Consider the following 25,720-nt stretch of genomic DNA (forward strand, 5'->3'; position numbering starts at 1 on the left):
GGTAGGCGCGTTGTGTCAGGCACGTCTCATTCCGCCGTGGGGAACCCGCTCGCATCGAACCGCCCGCAGCACCGTTCCCGCCATCCCCGCCATGTCCGTATCGACCTCCCGCCCGCCGCGAAGCGGCCCTTCGTCCCTTGGATACGACTACCCGTCCCCCACGCCAGGGCAGGCTTCGCGCTTTCTCGCGCAAGCCACTTTCGGCCCGACGCCCGCGGAGATCGAGCGCGTCGTGAAGATGGGTTATGCGGCCTGGCTGGACGAACAGCTTGCCATGCCGCCTTCGCAATCGCATTTCGACTGGCTGTTGTCCATCGGCGCCAATAACGAGGCCAACAAGGGCAACGGGATCAACGCCGCGCTGGAGTCGACGCTGTGGCGCAAATTCATCAGCGCCCCGGACCAGGTGCGCACGCGCATGGCGTTCGCGCTTTCGGAGATCTTCGTGGTGGGCGTCTCGGCGATCACCGCCAACTGGCCGCTGTTCGGCGCAGCGTCCTTCATGGACGTCCTGGCCGATCACGCGCTGGGCAATTTCCGCGACCTGCTGCAGGCCGTGACGCTGAATCTTTCCATGGGGTGCATGCTGACGTACCGCGGCAACCGCAAGGAGGATCCCCGTACCGGCCGCACGCCCGACGAGAACTACGCGCGCGAAGTCATGCAGCTGTTCACCATCGGGCTCTACCAGCTCAATCCGGACGGCACGCTCAAGCTGTCGGGCGGCAAGCCGGTGGAGACCTATACCAATGACGACGTGCGCGGGCTGGCGAAGGTGTTCACAGGCTGGGACCTGAACGGCAGCGAAGAGGACGTGGGGTTTCACCGCCGTCCCATGGCCCTGAATCCGGCGCTGCATTCCATGTCGGAGAAGCGTTTCCTCGGCGCCGTCATTCCGGCCGGGACGGGCGGCGTCGCATCCCTGAACAAGGCCCTGGACGTGTTGTTCTCCCATCCCAACGTCGGCCCTTTCATCGGCACGCAGCTGATACAGCGGCTCGTGACCAGCAACCCCAGCCCCGCGTATGTCAAACGCGTGGCCGCCGTATTCGCCAATGACGGAACGGGCACGCGCGGCAATCTCCGCGCCGTGGCGCGGGCCGTACTGCTGGACCCGGAGGCCCGCTTCCCCGACCTGTCGTCGCCAACCTGGGGCAAGGTGCGCGAACCCATCGTCCGCTTCGCCGCCTGGGCGCGGGCCTTCGGGGCCACGTCCAACAATGGCAAATGGGCCATGCCGGACACGACGGACAACACCATACGGCTGGCGCAGAGCCCGATGCGATCGGCGTCGGTGTTCAACTTCTTCCGCCCCCGCTATACGCCGCCGGGCGGGGCCATCGCCGCGCGCGGCCTGGTGGCGCCGGAACTGCAGATCACCGACGAAACCAGCGTCGCCGGCTATTTGAATTTCGTCGCGATCTATGTGGACCGCGGCTGGGAAGACCTGCAGACCGGTTACGAAGCGGAGCTGGCACTGGCGGGCGACACGTCGGCGCTGGTGGACCGCATTGTGCTGCTGCTCGCCGGCGACGCCTTCAGCCGCGATACGGCCGTCGCCATCGCCAAGGCAGTCGCGACCATCCCGGCGCAACGGCCCATCGACCGCGTGCGTGCCGCCGTAACGCTGGTGGCGGCCGCCCCTGAATATCTGGTGCAACGATGACGCAATCCGCATCCCGCCGCGAGTTCATGAAGCGGGTGTCCGCCCTGGGCGCCGCCGGCGTGGCCGGCGGTGCGGCGCCGCTGGCGCTGCAGCTGGCCGCCAGCGGCGAGGCGGCGGCCCAGGCTGCCGCGCCGAAAGGGGCCGGCGCCGCGGACGATTACAAGGCGCTGGTGTGCGTGTTCCTGTATGGCGGCAATGACCCGTACAACACGATCGTCCCGTACGATGCCGATAGCCATGCGCGCTATTTCGGTACGCGGCCCGACATCGCGCTGGCGCGCGACGCCCTCGGGCCGACGGTGCTGCGGCCGCGCGAAGCGGGGGACGATGGCGGCACGTATGCGCTGGCGCCGTCGCTGGCGCCGCTCAAGCCGCTCTTCGAGCGCGGCATCCTGGCGGTGCAGCTGAATGTCGGCCCGATGGTGGTGCCGACCACCAAGGCCGACTATGCCGGCGGCCGGGTTCCCATGCCGCCCAAGCTTTTCTCGCACAACGACCAGCAATCGTACTGGCAGGGCCTGGCGCCCGAGGGCGCGTCGTCCGGCTGGGCCGGCCGCCTCGCGGACCTGTTCGCGGCCGCCAACGGCAACAGTACGTTCGCCAGCGTGACCGCGGGCGGGACCTCGCTGCTGCTTTCCGGCCGGAAGGTGTCGGCGTATCGCGTCAGCCCCGCGGGATCGACACCCATCGAGCTGCTGCAGCGGGACACCTATGGCTCCACGGCGTGCACCGATCTGTTGCGCGCCTTGCTGACGCAGCCGGGCGAACATCTGTTCCAGCAGCACATCGCCGCCACCCTGGCGCGCTCGATCCGCGCCGACGCGCAACTGCGCGCCGCGTTGGAAGGCGTTTCCGTGCCGGGCGGCTTCGGCACGCCGCTGGGCGGGCAACTGAAGATCGTCGCGCGCATGATCGCGGCGCGGCGGGCGCTGGGCGTGAAGCGACAGGTGTTCTTCGTCTCGCAGAACGGCTACGACAATCACGACGGGCTCAGCGGCACGCATCCCGCGCTGCTGCGCGAGCTGGCCGGGGCGCTCGCGGATTTCCAGCAGGCCATGGACCATCTTGGCGTGGCGGACCGCGTGACCACATTCACGGCGTCGGAGTTCGGCCGCACGCTGGTGTCGAACGGCGATGGATCGGACCACGGCTGGGGCGGCCATCATTTCATCCTGGGCGGCGCCGTGCGCGGGGGGCGTTTCTACGGCAGCCAGCCCGATTGGGACATCGAAGGGCCCGGCTACGTCGACCATGGGCGCTTGCTGCCCAGCACGTCCGTCGAGCAGTTCGGCGCCACGCTGGGCGCCTGGTTCGGCGCGGACCCCGGCGCCCTGAACGACGTGTTTCCCCATCTGCGCAACTTCGGGCCAGCCGATCTGGGATTCCTGCGGCGCGCTTGAAGCGGTGAGGGGACGCACTCGCCCATCGGCGTTAGGCCATCGTGCCGGGAGACAGGCTGCCGGCCCTTGCCGCATGATCTGGGGCCGGGGAAGAGACGCGCCGGCGCCTTGGCGCCGCAGGGGCCGTGGCTGCGCGGCGGGCCGCCGCACATGCACGAGAACCATGAGGACACAATGGCGAACCACCGAGAGCAACGATGGGCGACGATGGCTGTTCCTGATGACCTTGGCGCTGGGCCTGATGCTGGCGCTGGCCGTTCCCCGCGCGCAGGCGGGTGAGATCTACCGCTACAAGGATCCCTTCGGCAATTGGCGCAGCATGATCGTGGACAAGGGCATGGCGCGCACCTACAAGCGCGCACAGGCCCGCGCGGCGGTGCGCAAGGGCGGCGACGCCCGGTGTACCGAATGCGCGCGGCGCTATACGGTCGGCGGCCCCGCCGTGCGGACGACGCTGGCCGCCGCCGGCCGCCAGAACGATGCGCGTTTGGAAGCGCTCAGCGTGCACAGGGGCCTGGATGACTACCGCAGCGTGATCGCAAAGGCCGCCGCCGATTCCGGTCTGGACAGCGCCCTGCTGGGCGCGGTGATCGCCGTTGAATCGGGCTTTCGGAAGGACGCGAGGTCGCCGAAAGGCGCACTGGGGCTGATGCAGCTGATGCCGGACACCGCGGCGGCCCTGCTGGGCGATCTGGACGTAGAACGCGCCCTGGTCGACCCGGCCATCAATGTGCGCGCCGGGTCGCGCCACCTGCGCAGCCTGATCGACCAGTATCCCGGCCGGCTCGACCTTGCCCTGGCGGCCTACAACGCCGGGCAGGGCGCGGTCCAGAAGTACGACGGCATCCCGCCTTACGCGGAAACGCAGCAGTATGTGCGAGACGTGATCGCGCTGTATGCCCGGTACAAGGCGGGCTGGTGACACGCGATGTTCCGCAGGCTGGGGAACGGATGGCCCTACGCCGAGCCCGATGGCGCCGCGGGCGTCATCGCCTCGCCCGCCGCGCCATTGCCCCGGCGGTCTCGCGTGGTCCATGGCGCCAGCGCATGAGGCACGCGCATGTCGTCGGGCATCTGGAAGTCCTTCAGCGCCACGCCCCGCATGCGCTCGGGCGAATCCGGCAGGCCGCTGCGGTCGCCATAGCCGTACAGGCTGGGCGGGGGCGCGTCGGGCGGATAGCTGCGTGCGGCATACACGTCCAGCGCCGTTACCGCCGCCACATTCATGGCGGCCATCCCCGTGCGCAGCGCGCTCGGGCCGCGCTTGTCCGCCATGGCAAGCGACGCCAGGTCGACCATATCGCCGCCGACCCTTGCCCAAAGCCAGGGCCTGGGATTGCGGCCGGTCAGGATGGCCACGCCGCAGGCGATTTCGCGCAGGCCGTACAGCCGCACCATGTCCTTGCGGGCGCGCAAACCGCATACGCGGTTGATCAGTCCCGGCGCGGCAAGTTCCGCCACGCCCAGCGCGATACTGAACCAGCCGAGGCCGCGCGCCACCTTGGCCGGCGTCGATGCGGTGCGCGCGGTGGGGAAACGATAGACGTCATTCATGAGTTGCTCCGGTGATCTGGTGGTCCAACGTTCGAGCATCGGGGGCGGCGCCTCAAGGTCTGAGAACCACCTTGACGCAGCCGTCCTTCTTGTCGCGGAAGGTTTTGTACATCTCCGGACCGTCTTCCAGGCTGACGCGATGCGTAATGACGAAGGACGGATCGATCTGCCCGTCTTCGATGCGTTTGAGCAGGTCGTCGGTCCAGCGATTGACGTGGGTCTGTCCCATGCGCCACGTCAGGCCCTTGTTCATGGAAGCGCCGAAAGGGATCTTGTCGATCAGGCCGCCGTAGACGCCGGGCACGGAGAGGATGCCGGCCGGGCGGCATACGTAAATCATTTCGCGCAGCACGTGCGGGCGGTCGGTCTCCGCCATGACGGCCTGTTTCGCGCGGTCGTACATGGCATCGAGAGAACGCGTCGCGTGCGACTCCATGCCGACGGCATCGATGCATTTTTCCGGGCCCTTGCCGCCGGTCAGATCGGCCAGGCGTTCCAGCACGCTCTCATGGTCGAAGTCGATCGTGATGGCGCCGCCGGCGCGCGCCATTTCCAGCCGTTCCGGCACGCGGTCGATGGCGATGACCTGGCGCGCCCCCAGCAGCAGCGCGCTGCGTATGGCCATCTGTCCGACCGGCCCGGCGCCCCAGATCGCCACCGTGTCGGTGGGCTGGATGTCGCACTGCACGGCGGCTTGCCATCCCGTCGGGAAGATGTCGCCCAGAAACAGGACCTGCTCGTCGGTGAGGCTGTCGGGCACCTTGATATGGGTCCTGTCCGCGTACGGGACGCGCACGTACTCGGCCTGCCCGCCGGGATAGCCGCCGGTCAGATGGGTGTAGCCGAACAGGCCCGCGGTGGTATGGCCGAACAGCTTGTCCGCCACGTTCTTGTTGCGGTTGCTGCGCTCGCATACCGAGAAATTGCCGCGCTTGCATTGATCGCATTCGCCGCAGATGATGGTGAAGGGCACGACGACGCGATCGCCGACCTTCAGCGCCTTGTTCTCGGCGCCGACCTCGACGACCTCGCCCATGAACTCGTGGCCCATGATGTCGCCGTGCTTCATGCCGGGCATGAAACCGTCGAACAGATGCAGGTCCGAGCCGCAGATCGCGCAAGAGGACACTTTGACGATTGCGTCGCGGGGATGCTCGATCTGCGGGTCGGGGACGTTGTCGCAGCGGATATCGCGTTTGCCATGCCAACAGAGTGCTCTCATTTCCGATCTCCCTTTCAGTTGCCACGCAGCGGGCTCGACGGGCGGGGCGAAGCAAGGGCCATGCCTCGCGGCGGTGGCCTATAGGGTGGATAGGCAACGGTCGCGCGATGTGGTCCCATAACGGCTTTTCGCGGCCCTTGTGCCATCGCGATGGACAGGCGTAAACGGCTTACGCCTGAGCAGGACTACTCAACAGGTGATGCATGCATGCGTTCTGGATGTCGATTTCCGCCCTTGGGGAAGCCAGGCTGGTGCTGCCGGCGGCCCTGATCGCCATGATGTTCGTTGCGATGTCGGAGCGGCCGCCGGTGATCAAGTGGATATGGTCGTTTGGCGCGGCCGGCGCCATCGTGCTCATCTCCAAGCTGGCCTTCCTGGGGTGGGGCATAGGTTGGGCCGCGATCGACTTCACAGGCTTCAGCGGGCACGCCATGGTTTCCGCATCGGTCTACCCGGTGCTGGGCTACGCCCTGGGGAATCGCCGCTCACGAAGGACGGCGTTGGGCCTGGCTGCAGCGGGCGCCGTGCTGGCCGTGCTGATCGGCGTGTCGCGCCTGGCGCTCTCGGCGCACTCGGTGTCGGAGGTCGTGCTTGGGTTGCTGGTGGGCGCGATGGTCTCCTGCGCCGCGCTGGGCAGATGGCCCGCGGGACGGCTGGGCGTGCGCACGGGGGCGGTCATGCTGGGCTTCACGCTCTCTGCCGCGGCCAGTCATTCGGTGGCGCCCGGCGTTCGCACGCATGATGTCGTGGTGGCGCTTGCGCTGGCGTTGTCCGGCGAAGAGACGCCGTATACGCGCGAAGCCTTGCATCGCGGGGCACGAGGCTCCTGAGCGCCGGGTGCGGACCTGACCGCGTCCTGAAAGGATGCGACATTCCGGAATGTCATAATCACGGTCCTTTCACACCCCCGCCTGGTTTCGTCATGCCGCTTGCCATCGGTGCATTCATTGTTCCGCTTATCGTGGCTTGCGCGCTCTTCATGGAAAACGTTGACGCCACCGTGCTGGTAACGGCGCTGCCGTCGCTGGCGCGCGACTTGGGCGAAGACCCCATCACCCTGAAGCTGGCCGTGACCAGCTACGTGGTGGGCCTGGGCGTCTTCATCCCGATCTGCGGCTGGGTGGCGGACCGGTTCGGCCCGCGCAGCGTATTCCGCGCGGCGATCGGCGTATTCGTCGTGGGATCGCTGCTGTGCGCGGCGGCGCATTCGCTGTTCACATTCGTGCTGGCGCGCTTCGTGCAGGGCATCGGAGGCGCAATGATGGTCCCGGTGGGACGCATCATCATCTTCCGTTCCGTTCCGCGCGCCGACTTCGTGAAGGCGGTCAATTACCTGACGGTGCCGGCCCTGCTGGGGCCAGTGGTCGGCCCGCTGCTGGGCGGGTTCATCACGACCTATCTGCACTGGCGGCTCATGTTTTTCATCAACGTGCCGATCGGCCTTTTCGGCATCTATCTCGCGAACCGCCATATCGACGATGTGCGCGACGCCGAGCCCGGTCATCTGGACTGGCCCGGCTTCGTGCTGTCCGCAAGCGGCGCCTCGCTCTTCATGCTGGGAATGTCGCTGATCGGCAGCGGCGTGATCGACGACCGGGCCACCGTCGCGATGTGCGTGCTCGGGCTGCTGTTCTCGGGCTTGTACGTGCTGTATGCCCGCAGGGCCACGCAGCCGTTGCTGGACCTGGATTTCCTGCGCATTCCCACCTTTCATACGAGCGTGCTGGGGGGATCGCTGTTTCGCATCGGCCTGGGCGCGGTGCCGTTTCTGCTGCCGCTGGCATTGCAGGAAGGCTTGGGCATGACGCCGTTCGAAGCGGGCTCCATTACGTGCGCGTCCGCGTTCGGCGCCTTGTTCATGAAGATCATGGCGCAGCCGATATTGCGGCGCTTCGGCTTCCGGAAGGTGTTGATGGTGAACGCGGCGCTGGCGGGCCTGGCGCTGGCCAGCTATGGCGTGTTTCATCCCGACATGTCGCGCGCCGCGATCTGGGCCATCGTGCTGTTCGGCGGCATCTTCCCTTCGTTGCAATTCACGGCGCTGAACGCGCTGGCCTATGCCGATATCGCGAGCCCGGACGTCGGCCGCGCCACCAGCGTGGCAAGCGTCATCCAGCAGATGTCCCTTGGGCTGGGCGTGACTGTGGCCGGCATCGTGCTGCAGATTTCGCACGTCGCACAGGGACACGCCGAAATCGTATGGACCGACTTCTGGCCGGCTTTCCTGGTGCTGGGTCTGTTTTCGGCGGCTTCGATTCCCGTCACCGCCCGCATGCCGCACGGGGCGGGTGGCGAGCTGGCGCGGGGGCGCTGAGCCGCTTCGCCGCAAGTGCCGGCCGCTCTCGAGCGGCGTCGGCATGCATGTCTGGCGCGGCGCGCCGGTGCGCGAGAGATACGCGCGCACGGCGAAGCGCCGCCAATGCGCGCGCCGCGGGATTACAGGAAAGACTTGGCCTGATTCAGGATGGCGTCGCACACCTGCCTGGTCGCGGCTTCCTTCCAGCCGCCGCCGCTCAGGTCGACGGTATTGCCGGAACCCGTCTGCAGCAGCCCCTTGACCCCGGACAGATAGCCGCTGTCCTTCTGCGCGGGCTGCCCGGTCGTGCCGCTCAGCTTGCGCATCAACTGGTCCTTCAGCGACGACGCATTGGCCTGCTGCAGGTAGTTGTTGTTGATGCAGTACTGCAGCACGCCGGTCGCATTGCCCAGGCTGCCCGCCTGGGGCGTGGCCGCGTTGGCGCTGGTGGCCGCGCCGCTGTTGAATTTGCCCAGGCCGCCAAGCCCGTCCAGCGCCCCCTTGAAATCCAGACCCTGAGCCAGCACCGGCGCGCCGGATACGGACGTCAGCAGGCCGGCAAGCAAGGCGGCGCGAACGCGGTTGCGAAATTTCATTCCTATCTACTCCTGATTGAACAAAGGCCGGCGAAGCGGCCAGCCCGCGGCCTGCCGCGCGCCGGGTTGCGGCGTGCTGGCGCGTTGCCGGTATCGGGCGATAATGGGCGGCGCCGCGAGGTCGCGGCGCCGGCCGTCACGTCGGTGGGCGCGCGCGTCGGCGTGACCGGGCGCTGCGCCGCTGCCGGCGTAAGGATAGGCGCATGCGGCCGCTCGCCAAGTAACGATGTGTCAACCCGCCCCATCATGACGATACGTATCCTGCTGTCCCGTCCCACCGCCGAACGGCTGCGCGAACCCATCGCGCGCATCATGCGCGGGCGCGCATGGGAGCTGCGCCTGGCGTCGCCTGTGCTGGGCCACGCGCACGACGACGTCGACATCGCCTTCATCTCCCGCGATGTGACGGGCGCGTCGACCAAGCACGTGGTGATGGAGTCGCTGCAGGCGTTCTATGAATCGCTGCGCGCGTCGCCGGGACTGCGCTGGGTGCACGTGCATTCGGCGGGACTGGACCGGCCCATCTTCCCGGAGTTGAAGGCCCGTGGCGTGCACGTGACCGCGTCCGCGGGGGCGAACGCCGAGCCCGTTATGCAGACCGCGCTGGCCGGCATGCTGGCTTTGGCGCGGCGCCTGCACGTGCTGATGGACGCGCAGCGCCAGGCGCGCTGGCTGAAGGCCACCGAAATGACGGTGCCGCGCGACCTGGCGGGACAGACGGCGGTGATCGTGGGCTGGGGCAGCATCGGACAGCGCCTGGGCGCCGTTCTGAAGCTGCTGGGATTGAAGATCGTGGTCGTCCGCAGCAGCGATACGCCGGTGGACGCGGAAACGCCGACGGTGGCGTTCGAAGCGATACACAGCGTGCTGCCGCGCGCGGACTGGCTGATCCTCGCCTGTCCCCTGACCGACCGTACGCGCGCACTGATCGACGGCTCCGCGCTGGCCGCTATGCCGTCCGGGGCGCACCTGATCAATGTCGCGCGCGGCGAAGTCGTGGTGGAGCGCGCCTTGATCGAGGCGCTGCAATCCGGCCGCCTGGGCGGCGCCTATCTGGATGTCTTCGAGCACGAGCCGCTGGACGCGGCATCGCCGCTGTGGCGCATGCCCACGGTCATCGCCACGCCGCACGCCGCGGGACATTCCGACGGCAACGCGGCGCGCGTCGACGCGATCTTCCTGGAAAAGCTGGAGCGCTGGGTGGCGGGCGGCACGGCGGAGGCGGCGGCCGGTTAGCGCAGTTTGCGCGCCCTCAGCGTTGCAGGCCCCAGCGCTGCACCGTGGCGCGTTCGAGCGCGTGGAACACCACGTTTTCGACTAGCAGGCCGATCGCCACGACCAGTATCAGGCCGGCAAAGACGCGATCGGTATACAGCTCGTTGCGGTTCTGGAAGATGTACCAGCCCAAACCGCCGCGGCCGGATGAGGCGCCGAAGACCAGTTCGGCGGCGATCAGCGTGCGCCACGCGAACGCCCAGCCGATCTTCAGGCCCGAAAGTATCGAGGGCAGCGCGGCGGGCACCAGGATCTGCATGACGTAGCGCACGCCGCGCAACCCATAGTTGCGGCCCGCCATGCGCAGCGTTTCGGGCACGCCCTGGAAGCCCGCGTAGGTGTTCAAGGCCAGCGGCCAGAGCACGGAATGCACCAGCACGAAGACCAGGCTTCCCGTTCCCAGGCCGAACCACAGCAAGGCCAGCGGCAGCAGCGCAATGGCCGGCAAGGGGTTGAACATGGACGCCAGCGTCGTCAGGATGTCGCGGCCCAGCCGATTCGAAACGGCCAGCGTGGTCAGGACGAAGGCAAGCACGATGCCGGCCACATAGCCCTGCAGCAGCACCCGCAGTGACAGCCAGGCTTTCTGCAGCAGTTCCCCGCTGGCCAGGCCGCCGGCGAGCGCGCGCATGGTGGCGCTGAAGGTTGGCAGCAGCAGGTCGCTGTCCTGCAATCGCGCCACGGTTTCCCAGATCAGCGCCAGCGCGGCGAGGATGCACAGTTTGCGGACCCATGCGCGGTCGCGGAGGCGGACGGGGATCCTCTCGTCAAGGGCGTACTGGCCGGCCGGCAGGGCAGGGAGTTCCAGCTCATATTCCGGACGTACCGGCGGGTGGAGACTGCTCATCGTCTTTCCTTAAGCCGCCCTGCGGGCAGCCACGGCATCCGGCTTTGCCTCGCCGCGCGTTCCGTCGAACAGCAGGCGGTGGATGCGGCGGGCGGCGGCCTGGAAGGCCTCGCCCCCGGTGCTGTGCAGATCCCATTCGTGGCTGTTGATCTCGGCCCGGACGCGGCCCGGATGCGGCGTGAGCAGGGCGATGCGGCTGCCCACGACCAGCGCTTCCTCGATGGAATGCGTGACGAACAGCACCGTCACCCCCAGTTCCTTCCAGAGGGCGAGCAGTTCTTCCTGCATGCGGCGCCGGGTCAGCGCGTCCAGGGCGGCGAACGGCTCGTCCATCAGCAGCACGGCCGGCTGCATGGCGAGCGCGCGCGCGATGGCCACGCGCTGCTTCATGCCGCCGGACAGCTCGTGGGGGTAGGCGTGGGCGAAGCGCCCGAGCCCGACCTTTTCCAGGTAGTGCATCGCGCGCTCGCGCGCCGCGCTTCTGGCGGCCTTCCGCGATGCCAGCAAGGGGAACATGACGTTCTGCAGCACGGTTTTCCAGGGCGGAAGCTGGTCGAATTCCTGGAACACGACGATCCGATCCGGCGCGGGGCCGGTGATGATCCGGCCGCGCAGGCGCATTTCTCCGCTGACGGGCCTGATGAAGCCGGCGGCCGCCTTGAGCAGGGTGGATTTTCCGCATCCGGACGGGCCGAGCAGTACGAAGCAATCGCCCTCGTGGACGTCGAAGCTGACGTCGTGGGTCGCGCGGACCACGCGGTCGGATGTGCGGTATTCGAGGCTGACGCGATCAACTTCCAGCAGCGGGGCGGGGCGTACGCCGTCCCGCGGCCGGGCTGGCCCCTGCGCGATCGCAGCGTGCCGGTCAGCTGCCGCCGGAAACTCGCGGGTCATCGAAGAAATAGTCCTTGAGAGCGCCCGGCCGGGTCTTGATCGCGCCGATGCGGTGCATGAATTGGCCCAGCCCCAGGGTATTGCGCGGCTCCACCTGGATGGACACTTCGGGATCCTTGATGATCCCGATCACAAGGTCCCGGTCGATACGGGATTTCTGCACGCGCAGATAGGTGTCCGCCGCTTCCTCGGGATGGGCCTTGATGAATTTGGCCGCTTCATCGAGGGCGTCGATGAAGGCCTTGTAGGTTTTCGGGCTGCCATCGCGGAATTTCTCGGTGGCGTACAGGACGGTGGACGATGACGGGCCGCCCTGTACGTCATAGGAGTTCAGCACGATATGCGCGGCGGGGTTGCCGGCCAGTTCCTGCTGTTGGAAGGGCGGGTTGCCGAAATGCGCGTTGATCTGGTTTTGCCCCTTGATGATCGCGGCGGCGGCGTCCGGGTGCGGCACGGCGACCGTCAAGGCATCCAGCCTGTTGTAGGCCTCGTCGCCCCACTGCTTGGCGGCCGCCCATTGCAGAATGCGGGACTGCACCGACACAGTGACGGCTGGCACCGCAATGCGGTCCTTGTCGGTGAAATCGGCGATCGTTTTGACGGCCGGATTGTTCGACACCAGGTAATAGGGGAAATTGCCCAGCGAGGCCACGCCCTTGACGTTCTGCCGTCCGCGCGTGCGGTCCCAGATGGTGAAGAGCGGCCCCACGCCGGCGCCCGCGATATCGATGCTGCCGGACAGCAGGGCGTCGTTCACGGCGGACCCGCCGGAGAGCTGGACGAACTCGACATCGATGTCCACGCCGGCGGCCTTTCCGTGCTTTTCGATCAGCTTCCGGTCCTGCACCACGTCGAGCAGCAGGTACACGATGCCGAATTGCTGCGCGATGCGGATCTTTCCTTCCGCATGGGCCGCGCCCGCGGACGCCGCCAGCCCCAGCCCGAGAACCGCCGCGATGATTTTCTTTTTCAGTCGTCGCATGATCAGAACGGAATGTCGCCTTCGATGGTGGTCCGGTAGAGCTTGCGGCGCAGGTGGTCGGGGGTGCCGCCCGCCAGGTGCATGACGGAGCGGTTGTCCCAGAACACCATGTCGCCGGGTTGCCAGACGTGCGTGTACAGGTACTGCGGCTGCACGCTCAGCTTGAACAGTTCGGCCAGCAGGTCGCGGCTTTCGTCCTCCGGGATGCCCAGGATCCGGGTCGTGAAGTGCTCGTTGACGAACAAGGCTTTGCGTCCGGTCTCGGGGTGCGTGCGCACCACGGGATGCACGACGGGGCGCACTTCCTCGATCTGCTTTTGCGTCAGTGGCGGCCGCCATGGACTGCGGGCGCGCAGTTCCTCGTACTTCGCCAGATAGCTGTGCTCGGCGCGCTTGCCGTCCAAGGCGCGCTTCAGCGCCTGGGGCAGCCCCTCGTACGCGGCATGCTGGTTGGCAAACAGCGTGTCGCCGCCGTCGGCGGGCAATTCCTGCGCATGCAGCAGCGAGCCCATGCTGGGCTTTTCCTTGTAGGAAAGGTCGGAATGCCAGAACGCGCCGGCATCGCCCAGTCCGATCGGCTGGCCGTTCTCCTTGATGTTGGAGACGACCAGGACCTCGGGATGGCCAGGCAACTGGAAATTGCGCAACACGTGAATCTGCAGCGGACCGAACCGGCGGCTGAAATCGACCTGCTGCTGCGGGGTGATGCGCTGGTCCCGGAAGATCAGGACGTGATGATCCAGATGCGCGCGGTGGATGCGCCGGAAGTCGGCGTCCGACAGCGGCAGGGAAAGATCCAGGCCCAGCACCTCGGCGCCCAGCGGACCGGGCAGGGGGCGGATCTGGATGGGAGAGGCAGGGGCATGGTCCGCAGGGGCGGTTTTCGGAATGGCGCTCATCGAAACGGGTATCGCATCGGCTTGGGATGCGCCACCTTAGCTCGGCCGCACTCTGCCGCGAACGACCGATTTCTTCGATGTATGCGGCTTTTGGTTCTAAAGACTTCCGGGAATGTGCTTATGCGGCCGTGCCGGTCAACGCCCGCCGCATCGGGGCGCGGCGCAGGGAAGGTCCGGGAAAGTCTCGTTGCGCGGTCCGCCCGATACGGGCGCATAATGTGGGCCCGCCGTGGCAGAAAACCGCCCGGTATTTCATCACGTGCCAGCGATGAAAGTGCAACCGCTACGATTCGACCGCAATGTGATCGACGATATCCTGGCCGGCAGGAAAGTGCAGACGCGCCGCATCCTGAAGCCGCAACCGCCCGATACGACGGTGAACTGGCTGCGCGAATTCGGCCCCGAAGGGAAATGGGTGGCGGTGGAAGAGCCGCCTCCGCCGCCATCGCGGCGGCGCGCGCGCCGCGTCGGCTGCCCGTATGGCGATCCCGGCATTTCCATCCGGCTCTATGACGAAGCCGGGACGCCGTTCGCCGATGCCACGCTGGTGGGCGTGCGCGTGCAGCGCCTGCAGGACATCAGCGATGCGGACGTGGCCGCCGAGGGGTGCGCCGAAGGACACGGTCCGGGCGGGGGCTTCCTGCCAGGCATCCCCATGAAGTCGGTATTCGCCCTGGCCTGGTGCGAAACCTACGGGTCGCGGGCATGGGCGGCAAACCCATGGGTGTGGGTGCTGGAATTCAGGGTGACGCGGCCGCTGCCGTATCCGCCCCAGCCCGCCGCGGCGCCCTCGCTTCAAAGCGCCGGGCAAGAAAGTCGATGAAGGTGCGCACCCTGGCCGACAGGTGGCGGCGGCTCGGGTAATAGACGAACAGATCCGCCGGCGCAAGCGTATAGGCGGGCAGCAGGCGCCGCAGCCGCCCCGTCTCCAGGTAGCGCGCCAGGTCCCATTCCGAGCGGATCAGAATGCCGTGGCCGTCCAGCGCCCACCCCAGCACGATGTCGCCGTCGTTGCTCGCCAGCGCGCCGGCGACCTTCACGACTTCGGTCTGGCGGTTGCGCGTGAAGCGCCACACGCCGTAGGCCTCGTCGTTCTGCCGGTGGATGATGCAGCGATGCGCGGCCAGATCGGCCGGTCGCTGGGGCGCCCCATGGCGCGACAGATACGCCGGCGATGCGCACAGGAAACGGCGATTGGTCATCAGCCGGCGCGCGCTCAGGCGGCTGTCTGGCGGTGCGCCGAAGCGCACCGCCAGGTCGAACCCCTGTTCCACCAGGTCCACGGGGCGGTCCGTGACTTCCAGCTGCACTTCGACGTCCGGGTGCGTCCGCGCGTACTCCGATACCAGGGGCGCGATGACGGTGCGGCCGAACCCCAGCGTGGCGTTGACCCGCAGCACGCCGCGCGGCTCCGCCCGGCTGCTGGCGACCTGGTCTTCCATCTCGCGGATCTGTTCCAGGATGCGGCCGGCATGGCGCAGGTAGGTCTCGCCCTCGCTCGTCAGGCTGATCCGGCGGGTGGTGCGATTGACCAGCCGAACCCCCAGGCGCTGTTCCAGCTGGGCCAGCCGCTTCGTCGCGGCGGGCGGCGTCATATCGAGTTCGCGCGCCGCGGCCGACAGGCTGCCGTGCTTGGCGACCAAGACGAAAAAGGTCAGTTCGGACGCGGTGTCGGTTTTCATGGGGGGCGGCCTGAACGTCGTTCGGAGTATTAACCTGCAGTGAATAATAATTTTCCAGCAGGTGAATTCAAAGCCGCGCGGGTTTCGTTAACCTGCGGTCAGTGCCGGCATGCGCCGGCCGCCACATTGGAGACCGCCATGCGCATCGTCGAAATCCGCGAACAGACCCTGCCTATCAGTTCGCCCATCCGCAACGCCTATATCGACTTCAGCAAGATGACGCTCAGCCTGGTCGCCGTCATCACCGACGTGGTCCGCGACGGCAAGCCGGTGGTCGGGTACGGCTTCAATTCGAACGGCCGGTATGGACAGGGCATGCTGATGCGCGAACGCTTCATCCCTCGCGTGCTGGCCGCCGACCCCGACACCCTGATTGACGAAACCGGCCAGAACCTGGACCCGCACAAGATCTGGGCCTGCATGTTCACCAACGAAAAGCCCGGCGGCCACGGCGAGCGCTCCGTCGCCATCGGCACGCTGGACATGGCGATATGGGACGCGGTGGCCAAAATCGCCAACAAGCCGCTGTTCCAGCTGCTGGCCGAGCGTTACGGCAATGGCGCGCCCAACCGCAAGGTCTTCGTGTATGCGGCCGGCGGTTACTACTACCCCGGTCAGGACCTGGAGAAACTGAAGGACGAGATGCGCAGCTATCTCGACCGCGGCTATACCGTCGTCAAGAAGAAGATAGGCGGCGCGTCGCTGGACGAGGATCTGCGGCGCATCGATGCGGTGTTGAGCGTGCTGCAGGACGGGCAGCGCCTGTGTGTGGACGCCAACGGCCGCTTCGACCTGAAGACCGCAATCGCTTATGCCAAAGCCTTGTCCCAATACGACCTGTTCTGGTACGAAGAGGCCGGCGATCCGCTGGACTACGCGCTGCAGGCCGAACTCGCCAAGCACTACGACAAGCCCATGGCGACGGGTGAAAACCTGTTCTCCATGCAGGATGCCCGCAATCTGATCCGCTACGGCGGCATGCGGCCCGACCGCGACTGGCTGCAGTTCGATTGCGCCCTGAGCTATGGCCTGGTTGAATACCTGCGCACGCTCGATATGCTCAAAGACCATGGCTGGTCGCCCAGCCGCTGCATCCCGCACGGCGGCCATCAGATGTCATTGAACATCGCGGCCGGCCTGGGCCTGGGCGGAAACGAATCCTATCCGGATCTGTTCCAGCCGTTCGGCGGATTCCCGGATGGCGTGCGTGTCGAAAACAGCTTCATCACCATGCCGGACCTGCCGGGCATCGGTTTCGAGGGCAAGTCGGATCTGTACGCCGAGATGCGCAAGCTGTCCGCCTGATGCCTTGGCGGCGAGGCGGGGCGTTTCAAGCGGCTCCGGCCGCGGCGCCTCCCGCGGCCGCTTCGTCCAGGTACCACAACAGATCCCCCTGCGGCCGCACCCTGCCGGAGGGAACGCCCGGATCATGCGCGCGGGCGCGGGCAACGGCCTCGCGTTTTTCAGCGCCCGCAACCATGAACACCACCGTTTGCGCGCTTTCCAGCGCGGGCAGGGTGAGCGAGACGCGGGCTTCATCCTTCACGCCCACGACCGGCACCGTCCATGCATCGGTCGTGTCCACATGGGGCGTGCCGGGAAAGAGCGAGGCGGTGTGACCGTCGTCGCCGATGCCCAGCAGGTTGACATCGAACAGCGGCCGCGCCGGGTCCAGGCTGGCTGCGCCGTAGTATTCGCGCAGGGCTTCGGCGTAGCGGCTCGCGGCCGACTCCGGCGTGCCGTCGTCCGGCACAGCATGCACATTCTCCGGCGGGATGGGCACCCGGTCGATCAGCGCCAGGCGCGCCATGCGGAAATTGCTTTTCGGATCGTCGTGCGGCACGAAGCGCTCATCGCCCCAGAACAGGTGCACGCGCCGCCAGTCGATGCGGCCGGCACGCTCGGGCGCGCCCAGCAGCTCGTACAGCGGCCGGGGCGTGCTGCCGCCGGACAGCGCGATCGAAAAGCGGCCCTCGCTCGCAGCGATGCGCGCGACGAGCCAGTCGGCCAGATGCTCCGTCAGGCTGGCGGCGTTCTGGAATATGCAGGCATGTTCGTCTTTCATTCTGCCTCCCGCAGGACATATCGATAGATGGCGTCGGCCAGGCCGTCGTCCGCATTGCTGGCAGCGGTGACCGTGGCGCGCGCGCGAACCTGCGCCGAGGCCTGGCCCATCGCGATGGAAAAGCCGGCGCGCTCGAACATCGGCACGTCGTTTTCGCCGTCGCCGATGACGGCCGTCTGGGCCAGCGGCACCCCCAGATGGCGGGCCAGCGCCGCCACGGCCTCGCCCTTGTTGGCGCGCGCGTGGGTGACGTCCAGGTAATAGGCCTGCGACCGCACGGCATAGGCATCCGGCGCGATCAGCGGATTGATTTCGCTTTCCAGACGCATCAGCTCCTGAGCGTCGGCGCTGGCGGCGACGATCTTGCCGATACGGTCGGAATAGGGTTCGAAGCTGTCCACCACGGTGGCGTCGAAGCCCAGGGTATGCCGTTCCAGCGGGACGTAGGGGCCGGCCGGATCGCGCAGCAGCCATCGGTCGTCGGCGAAGACCCAGGTTTCCACCGGGCGGCTTTCGAACAGGGTCAGCGCCGTGCGCGCATTCGCGGGGGTGAGGGGGTGCGATTCCATCGTCCGCCCCGACGGATCGACGATGGCCCCGCCATTGAATGCCGCGGTGGGGGCATCGATTTCCAGTTGCCGGACCAGGGGCGCCATGCCGCGCGGCGGCCGGCTGCTGACCAGCGTGAAGGCCACGCCGGCGTCGCGCAGGGCGCGCACCGCCGCAAACGTGCGCGAACCGATGGTCTTGTCCGGGCGCACCAGCGTGCCATCCACATCCGAAACCAGCAGGCGGATGCGCGGCGGCGCCGGCGCTACTTCAGGCTGTGCCATGCGCGACCGTCCCGCCGCAGCAGTTCGTCGGCCGCTTCGGGCCCATCGCTGCCGGCGGGGTAGTACTGCACGTCCTTGCAGCCTTCCCATGCATCCAGGAAGGGCTGCACCGCTCGCCAGCCGTTTTCGATGTTGTCGGCCCGCTGGAACAGCGTCTGGTCGCCGATCATGCAGTCGTACAGCAGCGTTTCGTACCCCGTCGACGGCTGCATCGCGAAGAAGTCGGAATAGGCGAAGCCCATGCGGATATTGTCGATCTCCAGCGTGGTCCCCGGCCGCTTGGCCTGGAAGTCGAACCACATTCCTTCGTCAGGCTGGATCTGGATGATCAGGTAGTTCGGGCGCATGCGGTGCACGTGCGTGTCGCGGAAGGGCGACATCGGCGCGGGCTTGAAGCAGATGGCGATCTCGGTGTCGCGCACGCTCAGGCGCTTGCCCGTGCGCAGATAGAACGGCACGCCGGCCCAGCGCCAGTTGTCCACCCACAGCTTCAGCGCCACGTAGGTTTCGGTGCAACTGTCCGGCGCCACGCGCGGCTCCTCGCGGTAGCCGGCCACGCGCGCGCCGTTGATTTCACCGGCGGTGTACTGGCCCCGCACGGAGTTGCGCCGCGCCTCTTCCGGCGACTGCGGCCGGATGGCGGCAATGACCTTGGCTTTTTCGGTGCGCACGGCGTCTGCCCCGAAGGCGGCGGGCGGCTCCATGGCCGTCATGGCGAGCAGCTGGAAAAGGTGATTGGGCACCATGTCGCGCAGCGCCCCTGTGCGTTCGTAGAAGTTGCCGCGTTGCTCCACGCCCACCGTTTCCGCCGCCGTGATCTGCACGTGATCGACGTAGTGGTTGTTCCAGAACGCCTCGAACAGCCCGTTGGCGAACCGGCTGACCAAAATGTTCTGCACCGTTTCCTTGCCCAGGTAATGATCGATCCGGTAGACCTGGCGCTCGTCCATGACGCCGAGAATGCCGGCGTTCAGTTCCTGAGCCGTCTTCAGGTCGGAGCCGAAAGGCTTTTCCACCACCACGCGGCGAAACTGGCCGTCGGTTTCTTCCAGCAGGCCGGCATGCGCCAGGCGCTGGATGACCTCGCAGAAAAAGCGCGGCGCGGTCGCCAGGTAGAAGATCGCGTTGCGCGTGCCCGACGAAGCGATGCGCTGGGCGATCGCCTGGTAGGTGCTGTCATCCAAGAAATCGCCTTCCAGGTACGAGATGCGCTGGGCCAGTCCGCGCCACAAGGTCTCGTCCAAACCGGCCGCCCCTTCGCCCCCGTCCTGCGAGCCGGGCTTGCCGCCCTTGGCGGCATGCTGGCGCATGAAGTCCGCCAGCTTTTCACGATAGGCTTCGTCGCTGACCTGGTTGTGGTCCACGCCGATGATGCGCAGCGCGTCGTCCACCAGGCCGTCGCGCGTCAGGTTGTACAGCGACGGCACCAGCAGGCGCTTGACCAGATCGCCATGAGCGCCGAACAGGAACAGGTTTACCGGCGGCGCCACCTGATCGCGGGAGGGCCGCGGGGTTTGGGTATCGACGGCCATTACTTCTTCTCCTCGACATGCCCCCCGAAACCGAAGCGCATGGCCGAAAGCAGTTTGTCGCCGAAGGTGGCGTCCTGGCGCGAGCGGAAGCGCGCGAACAGGGCGCTGGCCAGCACCGGCGCGGGCACGGCCTGTTCGACCGCCGCGTCGATGGTCCAGCGGCCTTCGCCGCTGTCGGCCACTTCACCGGAAAAGCTGCTGAGCTTCGGATCCTTCGCCAGCGCGATGGCCGTCAGGTCCAGCAGCCAGGACGACACCACGCTGCCGCGCCGCCACACTTCCGCCACGTCGGCCACATCGATGTTCAGCCGCTGGTCTTCCGGCACCTGGTCCGATCCCTTGGTCTTCAGGATGTCGAAGCCTTCGGCGTAGGCCTGCATGATGCCGTACTCGACGCCGTTGTGGACCATCTTGACGAAGTGGCCGGCGCCCGCCGGCCCGGCATGGATATAGCCCCGTTCGGCGCGGTCGTCGCGGCCTTCGCGCCCCGGCGTGCGGGGAATGTCGCCCAGGCCGGGCGCCAGGCAGGAGAAGATGGGGTCGAGGTGGCGCACCACGCGGTCCTCACCGCCGATCATCATGCAGTAGCCGCGTTCCAGGCCCCAGATGCCGCCGGAGGTGCCGACGTCCACGTACTCGATCTTGCGCGCCGCCAGCGCCTTGGCGCGGCGGATGTCGTCCTTGTACATGGTGTTGCCGCCGTCGATGACGATGTCGCCGGGCTCAAGCAGATTGGACAGGGTCTCGATCATGTGCTCGGTGACGTTGCCCGCCGGCAGCATCACCCACACGGCGCGCGGCTTGGCGAGTTTGGCGATCAGCGCTTCCACGTTGTCCACGCCCGTCGCGCCCTCGGCCTGCAGTTCCTTCACCTTGTCCAGGCTGCGGTTGTACACGACCACCTCGTGCTTGCCCCGCATGAGGCGGCGCGCGATGTTGGCGCCCATGCGCCCGAGTCCAATCAATCCGAGTTGCATACGGTTCTCCGTGGTGGCGGGGCGGGCGGCGGCGCCGCGCATCGCCCCGGGATCGAATCAGTTCAACACTTGCCGGGCTGCCTTGACGAGGCGGGCCAGGCCGCTTTCCACGTCGCCCCCGCGGATGTGTACGCGCAGATAGCGGCGCCCGCGTTCGGCCAGCACTTGCAGGTCGCCGATGGCCTGCGCGGCTTGCACGGTGCCGAAGCTGATCTTGCGGCCGGGCACGGGCAGGTCGCGGGCCGGGTCGGCGGTGATCTGCAGGAACACGCCGCTGTTCGGGCCGCCCTTGTATGCCTGGCCGGTCGAATGCAGGAAGCGCGGACCGAAGCCGCCCACCGTGGCCACTTTGCGGCGGTCGCGCACGGTAGCGCGCAGCGCGGCGATCTGCCGTTCGTGCGCGGCGTTGCGCGCGATATACGCAAGCACGGCGGCATAGTCGCCCGCCTGCAGCCGGCCCAGGTGAGCCCTCAGCACGCCTTCGACGGTGCCGTCGGCCGCCAGCGCGCGATCGCCGTAGAACACCAGGTCGCCGTCCTGGGCGATCGGCGTTTCGGGCGCCAGTTCGCCGGTCCGCTCGTAGGCGTCGGTCAGGGCGCGCGTTTTGACCTTGCTCGCTTCCACGTCGGGCTGGTCGAAGGGATCAATGCCGATGACGGCGCCGGCCACCGCCGTGGCGACTTCCCAACGGAAGAATTCCTGGCCGATCGCCGCCGCGCGGGGGAGGGTGATGCGGATGACGGGATGCCCCGCCGCGGCCAGGGCCTGTACCTTGGCGTCGAGCTGGGCATTGTCGTCTTCGGCGCAGCGCAGATAGGCGAAGACGCGGTCCTGGCCATAGACGTCCGGAGAGCCGATGGGCTCCAGGTCCACCGGCACGATGCCCTTGCCATGCTTGCCGGTGGATTCGGCCAGCAGCTGTTCCAGCCAGGAGCCGATCGTGGCAACCTTCGGCGACGCGAAAATCGTGACCTTGTCGCGACCGGCCCTGGCGGCTTCACCCAGGATGGCGCCCAGGCGGAACCCCGGGTTCACCGTGGGCGGCGAGGTGGGACCGCAGGCGCGCACCATGGGCTGCGTCGTTTTCATGAAGTGGGCGACGTTGTGCCCCATCACGCCCAGCGGCACCATGCCGAACACCGACAGGACGGAATAGCGGCCGCCGATGGTCGGGTCACCGTGGAAGATGGCGCGATAGCCCGCCTCGCGCGCCGCGGCTTCCAGCTTGGAACCCGGATCCGTGATGGCGATGAAATGCCTGCCCGCGGCTTCGGCGCCCAGCGCGGCCACCGCCGCGGCATGGAAATGCGCGTTCAGGATTTCCGGCTCCAGCGTCGATCCCGACTTGCTCGAAACGATGAAAAGCGTGCGGGCGATGTCGATGCCGCGCTCGACGGCGCAGATCTCATCCGGGTTGGTGGAGTCCAGCGCGTGCAGCGCCAGCCCTTGGCCGCTTTCGCCCAGGGTTTGCGCCAGCACTTCGGGACCCAGGCTGGACCCGCCCATGCCCAGCAGCACCGCGTGCGTATAGCGTTCCGCCTGCAGGTCGCGCGCCAGCGCGGCAATGGCGTTGGCGTCGATCTGGCGGCCCTGGCCGGCCGGGAGCCAACCCACCCAGCGGTCTTCCTGCTGCCCGGTCCACATGGCGGCGTCGCCGCGCCACAGCCGGCGGGTCCAGCCGTCGGCGCGGGCGCGGTCCAGGCACTGCTCCACCGCCTCGGACAGGGGCTTGGGCAGGTCGTACGACACGCCGTTGATCTGCTCGCCCAGATACGCCAGGCGCTTGGCCGCCACCGCCGCCAGCAGGGCGTCGAAGGCGTCGCAGAATTGCCGCGTGCCATCGTGCACCAGTTCGCGCGTGATGCCGTCCAGGTCCAGGTTCAGGCGTTCCGCGTCCGCCAGGGCGCGCCGCGCGTCTTCCACGTCCTGCGTCAGAGTGGGCGCCACCGTGCCGCTGTCGCGGAAGGCGTCCATGGTGGCCGTCGGCATGGTGTTGACCGTGTCGGGGCCGATCAACTGGTCAACATACAGCGTCGCCGGATAGGCAGGGTTCTTGGTGCCCGTGGACGCCCACAGCAGGCGCTGCGGCTGAGCGCCGCGCTGGGCCAGCGCCTTCCAGCGGTCCTCGCCGATCATCTCCAGGTAATCCTGGTAGGCCAGTTTGGCGTTGGCGATGGCGATCCTGCCTTTCAAGCCGTTGAGCGTGGCGGTATCCGCCCCCGGCTGTTTCAGCGCTTCGTCGATCTTCTTGTCGATGCGCGTGTCTATGCGGCTGACGAAGAAGCTCGCCACGCTGGCGATGCGGTCGATCGGCTTGCCCTCCCTGGCTCGCGCTTCCAGCCCTTCGATATAGGCCTGCGCCACGGCGCGATACGCCTGCCGGGAGAACAGCAGCGTGACGTTGACGTTGATGCCCTCGGCGATCAGCTGACGGATGGCGGGCACGCCGGCCGGGGTGCCGGGGACCTTGATCATCAGATTGGGCCGGCCCACCGCCTGCCAGAGCCGGCGCGCTTCGGCAAGGGTGCCTTCGGTGTCGTAAGCCAGATAAGGCGAAACCTCCAGGCTGACGTAGCCATCCTTGCCGTTGAGCCGGTCGTAGACCGGCCGCAGCGCGTCGGCGGCCTGCTGGATATCCCGCACGGCGAGCTGTTCGTAGACATCGCCCGGCTCGGCGTCGGCCTGGTACAGGATGGCATGCAGCTGTTCATCGTAGGCGGTGCCGTGGCCCATCGCTTTTTCGAAGATCGACGGGTTGGACGTGACGCCGGTCAGGCTGTCTTCGCGCACCAGTTTGTCCAGGCCGCCCTGTCCCAGGAACTCGCGGCTGAGGAAGTCCAGCCATATGGCCTGTCCGGCTTCGGCCAGCCGCGTCAATGGATTTGCTGTTGCTGTCATTGTGTGCTCCTTTTGTTTTGGGCCTGCTCGCGCGCGGCGCGAACCACATTGTCTACCGTGAATCCGAATTTCGCCTGCAGCTTGGCGATGGGCGCCGAGGCGCCGAAGGAATGCATGACAACCATGGCGCCGGTGGCGCCGACGTAGCGGTCCCAACCCAGCCGCCCGGCCTGCTCCACGGCGACGCGCCCGCCCACGTCGGGCGGCAGCACGCTGTCGCGATAGGCCTGGTCCTGTTCCTCGAACAGATCCCAGCTGGGCATGGACACCACGCGGGCCGCGATGCCTTCGGCGCGCAGCTGCTCGTAGGCTTGCAGGCACAGCGGTACTTCGCTGCCGGTGCCGATCAGGATGACCGCCGGCCGTTGCGGCGCGCAGTCGGCCAGCACGTAGGCGCCGCGCGTCAGCCCGGCGGCGCTGGCGTAGCGCGTGCGGTCCAGCGTGGGCAGCGGCTGACGCGTCAGGATCAGCGCGGTCGGCCGGTTGGTCTGCGCCAGCGCGACCTTCCACGCTTCCACCGTTTCGTTGGCGTCGCAAGGGCGCAGCACGCGCAGGCCGGGAGTGCCCCGCAATTGCGCCAGTTGTTCCACCGGCTGGTGGGTCGGGCCATCTTCGCCCACGCCGATGGAGTCGTGCGTGAATACGTAGATCACCGGCAATTCCATGATCGCGGAAAGCCGGATGGCCGGCTTCATGTAGTCGCTGAAGATCAGGAAGGTCGCGGTGTAGGGTCGCAAATGCGACAGCGCCATGCCGTTGGCGATGGCCCCCATGGCATGTTCGCGAACGCCGAAATGCATATTGCGGCCGCCGTAGCTGCCGCGCTGGAAGCTGCCGGCGCCATCGAAGGTCAGCAAGGTCTTGGTGGACGGCGCCAGGTCGGCCGCGCCGCCGAGCAGCCAGGGAATGCGCCTGGCAAAGGCATTCAGCGCCTTGCCGCCGGATTCGCGGGTGGCCATGCCCTTGGCCTCGGCGTCGAAGACCGGCGCATCGGCATCCCAGCCGGCCGGCATCTGGCCTTGCCGCATGCGGCGCAGGTCCTCGGCCAGCGAGGGCTCGCTTTCCTGCAGCTTCGACAGCGCCTCTTCCCACTGCGCATAGGCGGGCGCTCCCCGCGCCGCCATGGCGTCGCGCAGGCGGTGGCGCACCTCGTCGGGCACCAGGAAGTGGGCATCCTGCGGCCAGCCGTAGGCCTGCTTGGTCAGGCGCACTTCCTCTTCGCCCAGCGGCTCGCCGTGGGCGGCGGCGGTATTGTGCTTGTGCGGCGCGCCGAAGCCGATGACGCTATCGACGACGATCAGCGTGGGGCGGTCCTGGGTGGCCTGGAACTCGCGCAGCGCCGCCGCCATCGCGAGCCGGTCGTTCGCATCGCGCACGTGCAGCGTCTTCCAGCCGTACGCCTCGAAGCGCGCCGCCACGTCTTCGCTGAAGGCCAGTTCGGTATGGCCTTCGATGCTGATGGTGTTGTTGTCGTAGATCCAGCAGAGGTTGGACAGGCCCAGATGGCCGGCGATGGACGCGGCTTCGCCGGACACGCCTTCCATCATGTCGCCGTCGCCGCAGATGACGTAGACGTTGTAGTCGAACAGGTCCAGGCCGGGGCGGTTGAAGCGCTGCGCCAGATAGCGCTGCGCGATGGCCATGCCCACGCTGTTGCCGCAGCCCTGGCCCAGGGGGCCCGTGGTCGTTTCCACGCCGGTGGTCAGGCGGTATTCAGGATGGCCCGGCGTCTTCGAGTCGAGCTGGCGGAATTGCCTGATGTCGTCCAGGCTGACGGCCGGGCGTCCGGTGAGCCGGCCGTCGGCATCGATTTCCACGACGTCGGCCAGGTGCAGCAGCCCGTAGAGCAGCATGGACGCATGGCCGGCCGACAGCACGAAGCGGTCGCGGTTGGGCCAGTCCGGGTGCGCGGGGTCGTAGCGCAGGAAGTCGTGCCACAGCGTGTAGGCCACGGGCGCCAGCGCCATGGGGGTGCCGGGGTGCCCGGCATTGGCTTTCTGCACCGCGTCCATCGCGAGCGTGCGCAGCGTGTCGATGCACAGCAGGTCCAGGCGTTCGTCGTTGTTCGCGGCAGCGGAAGACGGGGAAGTGTTCATGAGGCC

At 67.6% G+C, this 25,720-nt stretch carries 22 protein-coding genes; 8 read left to right on the forward strand and 14 right to left on the reverse strand.

The window, feature by feature from the left end; translation table 11 throughout:
- Positions 1-91: 91 nt before the first annotated feature.
- From CAL13_RS04340 to CAL13_RS04350, 3 genes are all read left to right on the forward strand, one after another.
- Entirely contained in the window at positions 92-1,666 is a 1,575-nt protein-coding gene (locus tag CAL13_RS04340; protein ID WP_086071627.1) for a DUF1800 domain-containing protein, read from the forward strand.
- Positions 1,663-3,066 (forward strand): DUF1501 domain-containing protein, encoded by a 1,404-nt coding sequence (locus CAL13_RS04345; protein WP_086071628.1) that lies wholly within the window; start codon positions 1,663-1,665, stop codon positions 3,064-3,066. Before CAL13_RS04340 ends, CAL13_RS04345 begins: the two co-directional genes overlap by 4 nt.
- 163 nt (positions 3,067-3,229) lie before the next feature.
- Positions 3,230-3,988: a lytic transglycosylase domain-containing protein gene (locus tag CAL13_RS04350; protein ID WP_086071629.1), complete on the forward strand. Its 759-nt coding sequence runs from the start codon at positions 3,230-3,232 to the stop codon at positions 3,986-3,988.
- A 35-nt stretch (positions 3,989-4,023) separates the two neighbouring features.
- Here the strand turns inward: CAL13_RS04350 and CAL13_RS04355 are convergent, their stop codons facing one another.
- On the reverse strand, positions 4,024-4,620 hold the full coding sequence (locus tag CAL13_RS04355; protein ID WP_198297909.1) for a hypothetical protein: 597 nt from the start codon (positions 4,618-4,620) through the stop codon (positions 4,024-4,026).
- A 52-nt stretch (positions 4,621-4,672) separates the two neighbouring features.
- Complete coding sequence (locus tag CAL13_RS04360; protein ID WP_086056285.1) at positions 4,673-5,842, reverse strand: zinc-dependent alcohol dehydrogenase; 1,170 nt, start codon at positions 5,840-5,842, stop codon at positions 4,673-4,675.
- Positions 5,843-6,060: 218 nt separating this feature from the next.
- Here CAL13_RS04360 and CAL13_RS04365 point away from each other — a divergent pair, with 218 nt between their 5' ends.
- Entirely contained in the window at positions 6,061-6,672 is a 612-nt protein-coding gene (locus tag CAL13_RS04365; protein WP_157664794.1) for a phosphatase PAP2 family protein, read from the forward strand.
- A 92-nt stretch (positions 6,673-6,764) separates the two neighbouring features.
- Entirely contained in the window at positions 6,765-8,156 is a 1,392-nt protein-coding gene (locus CAL13_RS04370) for an MFS transporter (protein WP_086071631.1), read from the forward strand.
- A gap of 122 nt (positions 8,157-8,278) precedes the next feature.
- Here CAL13_RS04370 and CAL13_RS04375 read toward each other — a convergent pair whose 3' ends face one another.
- Positions 8,279-8,734, reverse strand: coding sequence for a DUF2501 domain-containing protein (locus CAL13_RS04375; RefSeq protein ID WP_086071632.1), 456 nt, complete (start codon positions 8,732-8,734; stop codon positions 8,279-8,281).
- Positions 8,735-8,980: 246 nt separating this feature from the next.
- Here CAL13_RS04375 and CAL13_RS04380 point away from each other — a divergent pair, with 246 nt between their 5' ends.
- Positions 8,981-9,970 (forward strand): D-2-hydroxyacid dehydrogenase, encoded by a 990-nt coding sequence (locus tag CAL13_RS04380; protein WP_086071633.1) that lies wholly within the window; start codon positions 8,981-8,983, stop codon positions 9,968-9,970.
- Between the two features lie 16 nt (positions 9,971-9,986).
- On the opposite strand, the gene CAL13_RS04385 is transcribed toward CAL13_RS04380, so the two are convergent.
- The 4 genes from CAL13_RS04385 to CAL13_RS04400 are packed head-to-tail and all read right to left on the reverse strand — an operon-like array spanning position 9,987 to position 13,631.
- The gene (locus CAL13_RS04385) at positions 9,987-10,856 is read right to left on the reverse strand and encodes an ABC transporter permease (RefSeq protein WP_086071634.1); all 870 of its coding nucleotides are present in this window, start codon (positions 10,854-10,856) and stop codon (positions 9,987-9,989) included.
- Between the two features lie 9 nt (positions 10,857-10,865).
- Positions 10,866-11,750 carry an ABC transporter ATP-binding protein gene (locus tag CAL13_RS04390; RefSeq protein WP_086071635.1) on the reverse strand — a complete coding sequence of 295 codons (885 nt, stop codon included), beginning with the start codon at positions 11,748-11,750 and terminating at the stop codon, positions 10,866-10,868.
- Positions 11,722-12,732 (reverse strand): ABC transporter substrate-binding protein, encoded by a 1,011-nt coding sequence (locus tag CAL13_RS04395; RefSeq protein WP_086071636.1) that lies wholly within the window; start codon positions 12,730-12,732, stop codon positions 11,722-11,724. Before CAL13_RS04395 ends, CAL13_RS04390 begins: the two co-directional genes overlap by 29 nt.
- 2 nt (positions 12,733-12,734) lie before the next feature.
- The gene (locus CAL13_RS04400; protein WP_086071637.1) at positions 12,735-13,631 is read right to left on the reverse strand and encodes a TauD/TfdA dioxygenase family protein; all 897 of its coding nucleotides are present in this window, start codon (positions 13,629-13,631) and stop codon (positions 12,735-12,737) included.
- 268 nt (positions 13,632-13,899) lie between these two features.
- On the opposite strand from CAL13_RS04400, the gene CAL13_RS04405 reads away from it, so the two are divergent.
- Entirely contained in the window at positions 13,900-14,454 is a 555-nt protein-coding gene (locus tag CAL13_RS04405; protein WP_232462509.1) for a hypothetical protein, read from the forward strand.
- On the opposite strand, the gene CAL13_RS04410 is transcribed toward CAL13_RS04405, so the two are convergent.
- A complete protein-coding gene (locus CAL13_RS04410; protein WP_086056294.1) occupies positions 14,372-15,313 on the reverse strand; it encodes a LysR family transcriptional regulator in 942 nt (313 codons plus the stop codon). The two genes, CAL13_RS04405 and CAL13_RS04410, sit on opposite strands and share 83 nt — an antisense overlap.
- A gap of 138 nt (positions 15,314-15,451) precedes the next feature.
- Here CAL13_RS04410 and CAL13_RS04415 point away from each other — a divergent pair, with 138 nt between their 5' ends.
- On the forward strand, positions 15,452-16,618 hold the full coding sequence (locus tag CAL13_RS04415; protein ID WP_086071638.1) for a mandelate racemase/muconate lactonizing enzyme family protein: 1,167 nt from the start codon (positions 15,452-15,454) through the stop codon (positions 16,616-16,618).
- 25 nt (positions 16,619-16,643) lie between these two features.
- Here CAL13_RS04415 and pgl read toward each other — a convergent pair whose 3' ends face one another.
- From pgl to tkt, 6 genes are read right to left on the reverse strand one after another with little or no spacing between them, the layout of a single operon-like run.
- Positions 16,644-17,378 carry a 6-phosphogluconolactonase gene (pgl, locus tag CAL13_RS04420; protein WP_086071639.1) on the reverse strand — a complete coding sequence of 245 codons (735 nt, stop codon included), beginning with the start codon at positions 17,376-17,378 and terminating at the stop codon, positions 16,644-16,646.
- Positions 17,375-18,211 (reverse strand): Cof-type HAD-IIB family hydrolase, encoded by an 837-nt coding sequence (locus CAL13_RS04425; protein ID WP_086071640.1) that lies wholly within the window; start codon positions 18,209-18,211, stop codon positions 17,375-17,377. The genes pgl and CAL13_RS04425 overlap by 4 nt, the downstream gene beginning before the upstream one ends.
- On the reverse strand, positions 18,193-19,743 hold the full coding sequence (gene zwf / locus CAL13_RS04430; protein WP_086071641.1) for a glucose-6-phosphate dehydrogenase: 1,551 nt from the start codon (positions 19,741-19,743) through the stop codon (positions 18,193-18,195). The genes CAL13_RS04425 and zwf overlap by 19 nt, the downstream gene beginning before the upstream one ends.
- Positions 19,743-20,720, reverse strand: coding sequence for a phosphogluconate dehydrogenase (NAD(+)-dependent, decarboxylating) (gene gnd, locus CAL13_RS04435; RefSeq protein ID WP_086059240.1), 978 nt, complete (start codon positions 20,718-20,720; stop codon positions 19,743-19,745). Before gnd ends, zwf begins: the two co-directional genes overlap by 1 nt.
- A gap of 57 nt (positions 20,721-20,777) precedes the next feature.
- On the reverse strand, positions 20,778-23,618 hold the full coding sequence (locus CAL13_RS04440; RefSeq protein ID WP_086071642.1) for a bifunctional transaldolase/phosoglucose isomerase: 2,841 nt from the start codon (positions 23,616-23,618) through the stop codon (positions 20,778-20,780).
- Entirely contained in the window at positions 23,615-25,714 is a 2,100-nt protein-coding gene (tkt, locus tag CAL13_RS04445; RefSeq protein WP_086071643.1) for a transketolase, read from the reverse strand. The genes CAL13_RS04440 and tkt overlap by 4 nt, the downstream gene beginning before the upstream one ends.
- Between the last annotated feature and the right edge of the window lie 6 nt (positions 25,715-25,720).

This window comes from Bordetella genomosp. 9 (assembly GCF_002119725.1).
In the GTDB taxonomy this organism is placed as follows: domain Bacteria; phylum Pseudomonadota; class Gammaproteobacteria; order Burkholderiales; family Burkholderiaceae_B; genus Bordetella_C.

Bases quoted from the DNA above. Each gene is read 5' to 3' on its own strand.
- CAL13_RS04340 (WP_086071627.1), top strand. From the start codon at position 92: ATGTCCGTATCGACCTCCCGCCCGCCGCGAAGCGGCCCTTCGTCCCTT.
- CAL13_RS04345 (WP_086071628.1), top strand. From the start codon at position 1,663: ATGACGCAATCCGCATCCCGCCGCGAGTTCATGAAGCGGGTGTCCGCC.
- CAL13_RS04350 (WP_086071629.1), top strand. From the start codon at position 3,230: ATGAGGACACAATGGCGAACCACCGAGAGCAACGATGGGCGACGATGG.
- CAL13_RS04355 (WP_198297909.1), bottom strand. From the start codon at position 4,620: ATGAATGACGTCTATCGTTTCCCCACCGCGCGCACCGCATCGACGCCG.
- CAL13_RS04360 (WP_086056285.1), bottom strand. From the start codon at position 5,842: ATGAGAGCACTCTGTTGGCATGGCAAACGCGATATCCGCTGCGACAAC.
- CAL13_RS04365 (WP_157664794.1), top strand. From the start codon at position 6,061: ATGTCGATTTCCGCCCTTGGGGAAGCCAGGCTGGTGCTGCCGGCGGCC.
- CAL13_RS04370 (WP_086071631.1), top strand. From the start codon at position 6,765: ATGCCGCTTGCCATCGGTGCATTCATTGTTCCGCTTATCGTGGCTTGC.
- CAL13_RS04375 (WP_086071632.1), bottom strand. From the start codon at position 8,734: ATGAAATTTCGCAACCGCGTTCGCGCCGCCTTGCTTGCCGGCCTGCTG.
- CAL13_RS04380 (WP_086071633.1), top strand. From the start codon at position 8,981: ATGACGATACGTATCCTGCTGTCCCGTCCCACCGCCGAACGGCTGCGC.
- CAL13_RS04385 (WP_086071634.1), bottom strand. From the start codon at position 10,856: ATGAGCAGTCTCCACCCGCCGGTACGTCCGGAATATGAGCTGGAACTC.
- CAL13_RS04390 (WP_086071635.1), bottom strand. From the start codon at position 11,750: ATGACCCGCGAGTTTCCGGCGGCAGCTGACCGGCACGCTGCGATCGCG.
- CAL13_RS04395 (WP_086071636.1), bottom strand. From the start codon at position 12,732: ATGCGACGACTGAAAAAGAAAATCATCGCGGCGGTTCTCGGGCTGGGG.
- CAL13_RS04400 (WP_086071637.1), bottom strand. From the start codon at position 13,631: ATGAGCGCCATTCCGAAAACCGCCCCTGCGGACCATGCCCCTGCCTCT.
- CAL13_RS04405 (WP_232462509.1), top strand. From the start codon at position 13,900: ATGAAAGTGCAACCGCTACGATTCGACCGCAATGTGATCGACGATATC.
- CAL13_RS04410 (WP_086056294.1), bottom strand. From the start codon at position 15,313: ATGAAAACCGACACCGCGTCCGAACTGACCTTTTTCGTCTTGGTCGCC.
- CAL13_RS04415 (WP_086071638.1), top strand. From the start codon at position 15,452: ATGCGCATCGTCGAAATCCGCGAACAGACCCTGCCTATCAGTTCGCCC.
- pgl (WP_086071639.1), bottom strand. From the start codon at position 17,378: ATGAAAGACGAACATGCCTGCATATTCCAGAACGCCGCCAGCCTGACG.
- CAL13_RS04425 (WP_086071640.1), bottom strand. From the start codon at position 18,211: ATGGCACAGCCTGAAGTAGCGCCGGCGCCGCCGCGCATCCGCCTGCTG.
- zwf (WP_086071641.1), bottom strand. From the start codon at position 19,743: ATGGCCGTCGATACCCAAACCCCGCGGCCCTCCCGCGATCAGGTGGCG.
- gnd (WP_086059240.1), bottom strand. From the start codon at position 20,720: ATGCAACTCGGATTGATTGGACTCGGGCGCATGGGCGCCAACATCGCG.
- CAL13_RS04440 (WP_086071642.1), bottom strand. From the start codon at position 23,618: ATGACAGCAACAGCAAATCCATTGACGCGGCTGGCCGAAGCCGGACAG.
- tkt (WP_086071643.1), bottom strand. From the start codon at position 25,714: ATGAACACTTCCCCGTCTTCCGCTGCCGCGAACAACGACGAACGCCTG.